The following is an 8,291-nucleotide window of genomic DNA, read 5'->3' on the forward strand; positions in this document are numbered from 1 at the left end:
GCGCGATATCGGGATCAAATCCGCGGCCTAGAGCAACTGGGCGAATCCCAGAAGGTCTCTTTGCCCAACTCTAGCGCCAGCCGTGATGCTCTGGCCCTGGCCATGAACGATTCGCGAGCCTGCATTCAATTGTTTCAGGTGCGGGCCGGCAAGTTGGTGGGACGGCTGGGGTTTGTTGCCGAAAATCGGGGCGATGATCCGGCGTTGATTTTGCAGCGAGTTTTACAAGAACATTACCAATACTGTGATCCGGTGGAAATTCCTTCGGAAATCTTGACCCAGTATGAATTGCCCGATCGCGATTTTCTGGAGTCTTGGCTGAGCCAGAAAAAGGGCCGCAAGGTAAGCCTTATCACCCCTCAACGGCAGAGCAAAGCAGAGCTGATCGAGTTGGTGGAGCGAAACGCCGAGCTGGAGCTAGCCCGCAGCCAGCGCCTGGCCGATCAGAACACTGCTGCCTTGGAGCGCTTGGCGGAAGTCTTGGATCTGCCGGAGCCGCCCCGCCGTCTGGAAGCTTACGATATTTCCCACATTCAGGGATCCGATGCTGTGGGCAGTCAGGTGGTGTTTATCGATGGCCTGCCGGCCAAGCAACACTACCGCCGCTATAAGATTCGCAACCCTGAGGTACGCCCCGGCCATTCCGATGATTTTGCCAGCCATACCGAGGTGGCACGGCGTCGCTTCAGCAAGATGACTCCCGAGGATCAGCCGGATTTGGTGCTCATCGACGGGGGCAAGGGGCAACTGTCGGCAGTCATGGCCGTCTTGGCGGATTTGGGTTTGGATCACCTGCCGGTGATTGCCCTGGCCAAGCGAGAAGAAGAGATCTTCCTGCCGGGGGATCCCGTGCCGCTGCGGTTGGCTGCGCAAGATCCGGCTCGCCTGCTGTTGCAACGCCTGCGAGATGAGGCCCACCGCTTTGCCCTTGCCTACCATCGCCAGCAACGGAAGCTGCGCCAACAGGCCTCTACGCTTGACGAGATCCCCGGCCTGGGCAAGTACCGGCAAAAGCTGCTGATGGAAGAGTTTCGGTCGATTGCTCGCATCCAGGTGGCCTCAGAAGACCAGTTGGCCCGGGTGCCCGGCATTGGCCCCAAGCTGGCGCGCCAGATCTACCGCTACTTCCACCCGGAGGCCGATTTGCCGGCAACTGCGTTGGCGGAGCCGGAGAGACGCTGACGGGGAGCCAAATCTCCCCTTGGAGCTGGCCTATTATCGTGAAATCCACCACTTGCTAGGACAGCCGTTCTCGGCCAAGGGGGCCAGGGTGAAGATAGCGCTGCTGCAACTGAACTACACCGTTGGCGATCTCAGCGGCAATGCCGAGCGCATCCGTCTGGCGGTGGAAGCAGCGTCAGCGGCAGGAGCGGAGCTGGCCATCGCCTCTGAGCTGGCCCTGTTGGGGTACCCGCCTCGCGACCTGTTGCTCTACCCGGCCCTGGTCGAGAGGGCAGGCCAAGTTTTGCAGCAGTTGGCCGCCCGGCTGCGGGATAGCATTCCGGTGGTGGTGGGATCCGTGCAGCCCAACCCTCTGCCGGAGGGGCGGCCCCTCTACAACGCCGCGGCCTGGCTGGAAGGGGGTCAGATCCGCCACTGGTTTCAAAAGTCGCTCCTGCCCACCTACGATGTCTTCGACGAGGATCGCTACTTCGAGCCGGGATCCCCGCCCCGGCCCATCGAGTACCGTGGTCGCCGGCTGGGCTTCACCATCTGCGAAGATATCTGGAACGACCGCGACTTTTGGCGCCACCGCCGCTACCACCGCGATCCGGTGGAAGAGATGGCCCGCTGTGGCGCCGATTTACTCATCAATCTGTCGGCTTCTCCTTTTAGCCTGGGCAAGCAAAAATTGCGGGTGGAGATGCTGGGATCCCTGGCCCGCAAGCATGCCCTGCCCATCCTCTACGTCAACCAGGTGGGGGGCAATGACGACCTCATTTTCGACGGGGCCAGTTGCGCCCTAGATGGCCGGGGCCGGCTGGTGGCCCAAGCCGCTGCCTTCGCGCCGGATCGGCTGATTGTGGATGTGGAGGCGCTGACCCATCCCCCCGACGAGGAACAGAGCCCGCCGGGATCCCGCTGGCCAACGGAGCCGGAAGCAGAGCTCTACGAGGCGCTGGTTCTGGGCGCCCGCGACTACGTCAGCAAATGTGGCTTTCGCGAAGTCTTGCTGGGCCTCTCGGGGGGGATCGACTCGGCTGTTACTGCTGTCATTGCCGCCGATGCCCTGGGCCCGGAGCGAGTGCTGGGGGTGCTCATGCCCTCTCCCTATTCCAGCCCGGGCAGCCTGACCGATGCCTACCAACTGGCGCAAAACCTGGGGATCCCTACCCTGAAGCTGCCCATTCACTCGATTATGGAGAGCTACCAGCACCTGCTGGCAGAAGCTTTCGCCGGCCTGCCCCCCGACACGACGGAAGAAAACCTGCAATCGCGCATTCGCGGCACCCTGCTCATGGCCCTTTCCAATAAGTTTGGCCGGCTGCTCTTGACCACAGGCAACAAGTCGGAGCTGGCGGTGGGCTACTGCACCCTTTACGGGGATATGTCCGGCGGCCTGGCGGTGATCTCCGATGTGCCCAAAACTTGGGTCTACCGCCTGGCCCGCTGGATCAACCGCCAGGGGGAGCGGATCCCACTCCCCATCCTTACCAAGCCTCCCTCGGCGGAGCTGCGGCCCGGCCAACAAGATAGCGACAGCCTGCCCCCCTATGACCTGCTGGACACCATCCTGCAGCGGCACATCGAACAGCACCAGTCGGCTGCCGAGCTGGTGGCCCAAGGGTTTGATCCCGACACCGTACAACAGGTGCTGCGCCTGGTTCAAAAGGCCGAGTTCAAGCGCCGCCAGGCTCCCCCCGGCCTGCGGGTTACCGATCGCGCCTTTGGCACCGGCTGGCGCATGCCCATCGCCAAATGCCAGGAAGGGATCAGTTGAGATTTTGCCCTCTCCCAGGGGGAGTCAGCCCAAGCGCTCCGCGCCGCTCACGCGACCACCCCCAGCCCCTCTCCCGGAGATGCCCTCACCCCCAGCCCCTCTCCCAGGGGGAGAGGGGGGTTGGAAGAGCACAACCGGTTTCGCTTTTCCTACAAGGATTCGGGTAGGGGCGCGGACGTTTTTTCTGTCAATAAGGGCCTGCCAGCCGGCAGACCCCAGAGCAAAACTTTTCTTCGACTCAACAAAGATTAAGGCAAGCAGGGCCTCTAAGCTTGCCTCTCCACTCACCAGGATCCAAGAGTCTCCCGTTTGTCGCTTCAAGACTAACTCTAGGGCCCGCAGCGCAGCAAGCCGAGTTTTCTAGATCAGGCCCAGCCAGGAGGCGACGCCTTGGCCCGTCACCGCTTCAATGACAATGGCTAATACAAAGCCGATCATGGCCGCGCGACCGTTGAGACGCTCGGCATATTCGTTAAATCCAAACTTGGGCTCAGACAGGTTGGGGTTGGACATAAGAACCTCCAATGGAATTGGAACGAGGGTGAGCAGGGATCCGCAAAGAACGATTACAGGAACAGCAGCTAACCTTCAGTATAGTTTGCATTTCTTCATGATTGCAAGGAAGGTGATCATCTGGTTCCGATGGCGGCGATGATCTGCCGCGCCAGGGGAATGGCCGCCTCGTAGGCTTTGCCCTGATGCAGGTGCAGCACCAGCGCCCAGCGGGGATCCGGCAGAGGCCAAAAAGCCAGCAACCAAGCTTGGAAATCTTCGGCCCAGAGAACGGGTTGTCCGCGTCGGTGAGGATTAAGGATGGTCCCAGACTTAGCGGCCACCGGGATCCCGTCTGGGGCGATGCCGCGGCAGGTGCCCGCCGTTGCTGCCAAACGCATGCCGGCATGGAGAGCATCCCAGATGCGATCCGGCAAAGAGAGAGCAGGCAGGGATATCTCCCCAGAAAGGGGAACGCCGCGGCGGGCGATCACCCCCGCATACACCAACAGCTCCCAGGGATCCGCCGAGCCGGCCAGACCGGTCGCCAACAGCGGTGCCGGGGCCGTGTTTTCTGTCTGGGTCAAACCAAAGCGGCGCAGCCACTCCACCAGGGTCTTGGCCCCCAGCTCCCAGCCCAACTGGTAAAAATGCACGTTACAAGACCGAGCCAAAGCTTGGCGCAAGTTGAGCTCCCCATGTCCGCGCGGATCCCAGCAAGTGAGCCGGCCCAACCCCAATTGCGGTGGCGGATCCCACCAGCCGGGGCAGTGGATGGCCCGCTCGCCGGAGCTGATCCCGGTCTGCAAGGCAGCGGCGGCCACGGCGCACTTGACCGTTGAGCCAGGGCTGGCCCTGATCTGCGCAGCCTGCTCCGGCTGCCAAACCCTCGTCAGACGACCGGTGTTCAGGTTGAGGACAATGGCAAAATCGCGCGGATGGGGCAGCCCTTGCAAACCCCAGGCCACAGCAGAACCCAAGAGCCAGGCCCCACAGGTGCGGCGTTTCATCGGCTCCCCCTCCCCAGCCAAGAACGACAGGGATCCCTGTTACAAAAATTCGGAAATCGCAGCCTTCTCACGGACTAGGGTAATCTGAAGTGCAGGTCAATGGAGAGAACCCTCATGGCGATTCAGCGTGGTGCCAAAGTCCGTGTGTTGCGGAAAGAATCCTACTGGTATCGGGATGTGGGAACGGTTGCGGCGGTGGATACCAGCGGCATTCTTTATCCGGTGATCGTCCGCTTCGACAAGATCAACTACTACAACATCAACACCAACAACTTCCGCGAAGATGAGCTGGAGGTGCTGGAAGCTCCCAAAGCCAAGGCCAAAGCCACCCCGGCTAGCTAAACCAGGGGGAGTTCTCATCGCCGGGAGCTGTGTTGCTTGAGTGAGGCGTTCTGTGCCGGAACTGCCAGAAGTTGAGACGGTTCGGCAAGATTTGCAGCGCCTCACCCTGGGGCCGCGGATACTGGCAGTGGAGGTGCTCCTGACGCGCACCATTGCCTATCCGGCAAAGGAGATTTTTGGGCAAAGCTTAATCGGCGCCTGTTTTACCCAGTGGCAGCGGCGAGGCAAATATCTTTTGGGATCCCTAGATTCCGGAGCGGTTCTGGGTGTGCATTTGCGCATGACCGGGCAATTGCTCTGGGTTCAGGGATCCGAGCCTTTGCCGGCCCATACCCGCGTCCGGCTGCGCCTGGAGCGGGGGTGGGAGCTGCGCTTTGTAGATCTGCGTACCTTTGGCCAGATGTGGCTGGTGCCCGCCGGGGTGGAGCCGGAGACGGTGATCGCCGCTCTGCAGAGCTTGGGGCCGGAGCCGCTGTCGCCGGCCTTTTCAGAAGCCTATTTCCAGGCGTCCTTGCGGAAGAGCCGGCGCCCCATCAAAACCGCCCTGCTGGATCAGTCGCTGGTGGCGGGGGTGGGCAACATCTACGCCGACGAGGCCCTGTTTCTGAGCGGCATTCACCCCTTGACGCCCGCCTTGCAGCTCTCCGACTCTGCCAAGGCACGCCTGCGGGAAGCTTTGATCCAGGTGTTGCGGGTCGGGCTGGAGCAGCGGGGCACCACCTTGCGGGATTACCGGGATCTGCGTGGGCTTAACGGCAACTACCAAGGGCAGGCATGGGTGTACGGTCGAGAAGGGGATCCCTGTCGCCTCTGTGGCACCCCCATTCAGCGGATCAAGCTGGCGGGCCGCTCAGCCCACTTTTGCCCCCACTGCCAGCCACTTCCAGGCCAGGTTGAGACTTGATGGCGTATCCCCCGTAAGCAGCTATAGTTCTAGGTTGATCCCCAGCTCCCCTCTCCCAGAGGGAGAGGGGCTGGGGGTGGTCGCGTGAGCGGCGCGGAGCGCTTGGGCACCTCTGGGAGAGGGGCCGGGGGTGAGGGAGGGATCCCAGTGAAAAAAATGGCATGGCCCCAGTTCTGGGTCGGTCTCCTCGGCGGGGTGGTCGGGATGCCGGCGGTTCCTGTTTTTGCCCAACTGGAGTTGGACGCCCAACTGGGCCGCTCTCAAGTCGTTTTTCCCGGCAAAGATTGCCCCGCCTGCGACCTGACAGGAGCCGAGCTGCCGGGAGTTGATTTGCAGGGGGCCAACCTGAAAGAAGCCATCCTCAGGCAGGCCAACCTACAAGCTGCCGACCTCTCCCAGGCAATCCTCAACTTGGCCGATTTGCGCGGCGCCAACCTGAGCGGTGCGGAGCAGGGCGGAGCTTTTTTGTGGGAAGCCGATCTCAGCCAGGCCAACCTGCAGCAGGCCAATTTCACAGGAGCCAATCTTCAGGTGGCCAACCTCAGCGGCGCTGATTTGCGAGGGGCCATTCTCGCCGGCGCCGACCTGACAGGAGCCACCTTGCGCCAGGCCGATCTGCGTGGGGCCGATCTACGCGGCGCTTTTTTGGAAGAAGCCGATCTGACGGGCGCTCTGTACAATGCCCAAACCCGGCTGGATCCCGCCTTCAACCCCAGTGCCTGGGGCATGGTCTTTGTGAAAAACTAACTCCCCTCTCCCTTTGGGAGAGGGGTTGGGGGTGGTCGCGTGAGCGGCGCGGAGCGCTTGGGTTGACTCCCTTTGGGAGAGGGGTTGGGGGTGAGGGCACGTTATCCGGGATCCCTCTTGTGGGCAGAATGAACTCAGCCCTCTCATAGGCTGGGATCCCCTGCCATGAGTTCTCCTGTCCGCGTCCTCATCGCCGATGACCATCCTCTGTTTCGGCTGGGGCTGAAGTTTGCCCTGCAAGCGCAAGGATTCGAGGTGGTGGCGGAAGCCGAGACGGGATCCCAGGCCGTTGAGTACTGTCGCCGTTGCCCCGTCGAGGTGGCCATTTTGGATGTGCGTATGCCCAATGGGGACGGGATCGCCGCCTGCCAACAGATTGCCGAGCTGGGCCTGCCGGTGGTGGTGGTGATGATGACTACTTTTCAGGAGCCGGCCTTGATCGAGTCAGCGCGGCGGGCTGGGGCCAAAGGCTACCTCTCCAAAGAAACCGATCCGGCGGAGCTGGCCCGCGTTATTCGGCAGATCTTGGCCAACCCCGACCGAGACTGGTTGCCTGCCCGGCAGGAGTTGCCCAAGCTCACCCCCCGCGAGTTGTGCGTGCTGCAACTGATGAGCCAAGGCTTGGCCAACAAGCAGATCGCCCGCCGCCTCGGCATCAGTGTCGAGACCGTGAAAGAGTACGCCAGCGCCGCCTACCGCAAGCTAGACGCCACCGACCGCGTCACCGCCCTCCTCAAGGCACAACAACTGGGGATTTTTTGACATACTCCCCATAGCTAAAGCTAGGGGATTCTCCCAAGGTCGCCCTTTGGGATTACTGGTTCAACGACCCCACTTACTGTTTTGGGTTCCCCCTCCACAGCAGAGGTGTTGGTCTCCCCAGTCGTTCCCTCTTGCGGGGCAGTTCCACTCCATCCCCAACAGCTCCAGTGCCCCCCGCAGAATGTTAAGCGCTGCATTTTGGTCTCGACACAACACCAACCCACACCTTTCTTAAAAAAGCAAACAACTATCTGGTATCTGGAAACTGTTCACGCAGCGTTGCCAAGCAATACCAGTCATTCAGAATCCTCCCCTTTGGAACGGGGAGTAAGGGATAGCGCTCCGCGCCGCCGGCGCGTTCGCGACAGCGTTGCGTAGCCATAACGATGTCACAAACCGTTTTATTGCTATTTGAAATGGCTATATGTTAAGTCTTTGGTCAAGGTTCGCCGCGCGAAAAGAAGAGGTTAAGATCGGCTTGTAGCGTGTTCAAGCTGCCTATGTCTGCCCGATCCAAGTCCAAAGTAGAAGCCCCCGCCAAGGGAATGGATCCCGGCCAGTTTACCGAAGCTGATGTGGCCGCAATTGCAGAGCGGTTGGAGCGCAATGACTACCCAACTGTCTTTGGCTGCTTGGAAGACTGGCATGCCCTTCGAGCCATTGCCTTTTATGCTCCCAGCTTGGTGGCTCCCTATGCACACCTATTGGAGTGGGAAGTGGATGAAGATTAGGGCTGCCCTCGCAGTTCTGAAGGGATCCTGGTGTTCAGGCTGAGGGGGGAGGAGGACTTCCGTCAGAAATCTGCTTGCGAATTAGGTAGCGTACTTCCTCAAGGAGGATGTTGAACCTTTGATCCGTTTCCGCTTGACGTTGGTTGATGGCCTGCATAGCCCGTTCGTGCTCTTGTTGTAGAGCGGTGAGAGTAATCAGAGCTTGAGTCACTTCTTCTGCCCATTCGGCAAGATGGGCCAGGTCAGAGCGGGTCTCGCTGACAACCTGCTGTAGCTCTCGCAAGCTTTGAGCCTGGGCAGCAGCTTGTTCGGCAGACTCAGCGCGGCTGGCCTGGATGGACTGATGCAGCTCCTGGATTTCC

At 61.0% G+C, this 8,291-nt stretch carries 9 protein-coding genes and 1 pseudogene; 7 read left to right on the forward strand and 3 right to left on the reverse strand.

The annotated features are described in order from the left end of the window. Both uvrC and NW857_RS08840 read left to right on the forward strand, forming a co-directional pair. Positions 1-1,182 (forward strand): excinuclease ABC subunit UvrC (gene uvrC / locus NW857_RS08835; RefSeq protein WP_414368700.1); only part of this gene is annotated, 1,182 nt, incomplete at its 5' end. 88 nt (positions 1,183-1,270) lie between these two features. Continuing rightward, on the forward strand, positions 1,271-2,941 hold the full coding sequence (locus tag NW857_RS08840; RefSeq protein WP_414336069.1) for an NAD+ synthase: 1,671 nt from the start codon (positions 1,271-1,273) through the stop codon (positions 2,939-2,941). A 360-nt stretch (positions 2,942-3,301) separates the two neighbouring features. Here the strand turns inward: NW857_RS08840 and NW857_RS08845 are convergent, their stop codons facing one another. Together NW857_RS08845 and NW857_RS08850 are read right to left on the reverse strand one after the other, a co-directional pair. Next, complete coding sequence (locus NW857_RS08845) at positions 3,302-3,454, reverse strand: chlorophyll a/b-binding protein (RefSeq protein ID WP_011429120.1); 153 nt, start codon at positions 3,452-3,454, stop codon at positions 3,302-3,304. Between the two features lie 116 nt (positions 3,455-3,570). Then, complete coding sequence (locus NW857_RS08850) at positions 3,571-4,443, reverse strand: penicillin-binding transpeptidase domain-containing protein (RefSeq protein WP_414336139.1); 873 nt, start codon at positions 4,441-4,443, stop codon at positions 3,571-3,573. A gap of 114 nt (positions 4,444-4,557) precedes the next feature. On the opposite strand from NW857_RS08850, the gene NW857_RS08855 reads away from it, so the two are divergent. From NW857_RS08855 to NW857_RS08875, 5 genes are all read left to right on the forward strand, one after another. Next, a complete protein-coding gene (locus NW857_RS08855; RefSeq protein WP_414336138.1) occupies positions 4,558-4,785 on the forward strand; it encodes a photosystem I reaction center subunit IV in 228 nt (75 codons plus the stop codon). 52 nt (positions 4,786-4,837) lie between these two features. After that, positions 4,838-5,689, forward strand: a complete 852-nt coding sequence (locus NW857_RS08860) for a DNA-formamidopyrimidine glycosylase (protein ID WP_414336141.1) — start codon at positions 4,838-4,840, stop codon at positions 5,687-5,689. 204 nt (positions 5,690-5,893) lie between these two features. Then, complete coding sequence (locus tag NW857_RS08865; RefSeq protein WP_414368701.1) at positions 5,894-6,436, forward strand: pentapeptide repeat-containing protein; 543 nt, start codon at positions 5,894-5,896, stop codon at positions 6,434-6,436. A gap of 165 nt (positions 6,437-6,601) precedes the next feature. Next, entirely contained in the window at positions 6,602-7,198 is a 597-nt protein-coding gene (locus NW857_RS08870) for a response regulator transcription factor (RefSeq protein WP_414336152.1), read from the forward strand. 500 nt (positions 7,199-7,698) lie between these two features. Then, on the forward strand, positions 7,699-7,929 hold the full coding sequence (locus tag NW857_RS08875; RefSeq protein WP_414336153.1) for a DUF2555 domain-containing protein: 231 nt from the start codon (positions 7,699-7,701) through the stop codon (positions 7,927-7,929). Between the two features lie 34 nt (positions 7,930-7,963). Here the strand turns inward: NW857_RS08875 and NW857_RS08880 are convergent. Then, positions 7,964-8,291, reverse strand: a pseudogene (locus NW857_RS08880) (hypothetical protein); the annotation flags it as partial.

This window comes from Synechococcus sp. H55.9 (assembly GCF_047462355.1).
In the GTDB taxonomy this organism is placed as follows: Bacteria; Cyanobacteriota; Cyanobacteriia; order Thermostichales; family Thermostichaceae; genus Thermostichus.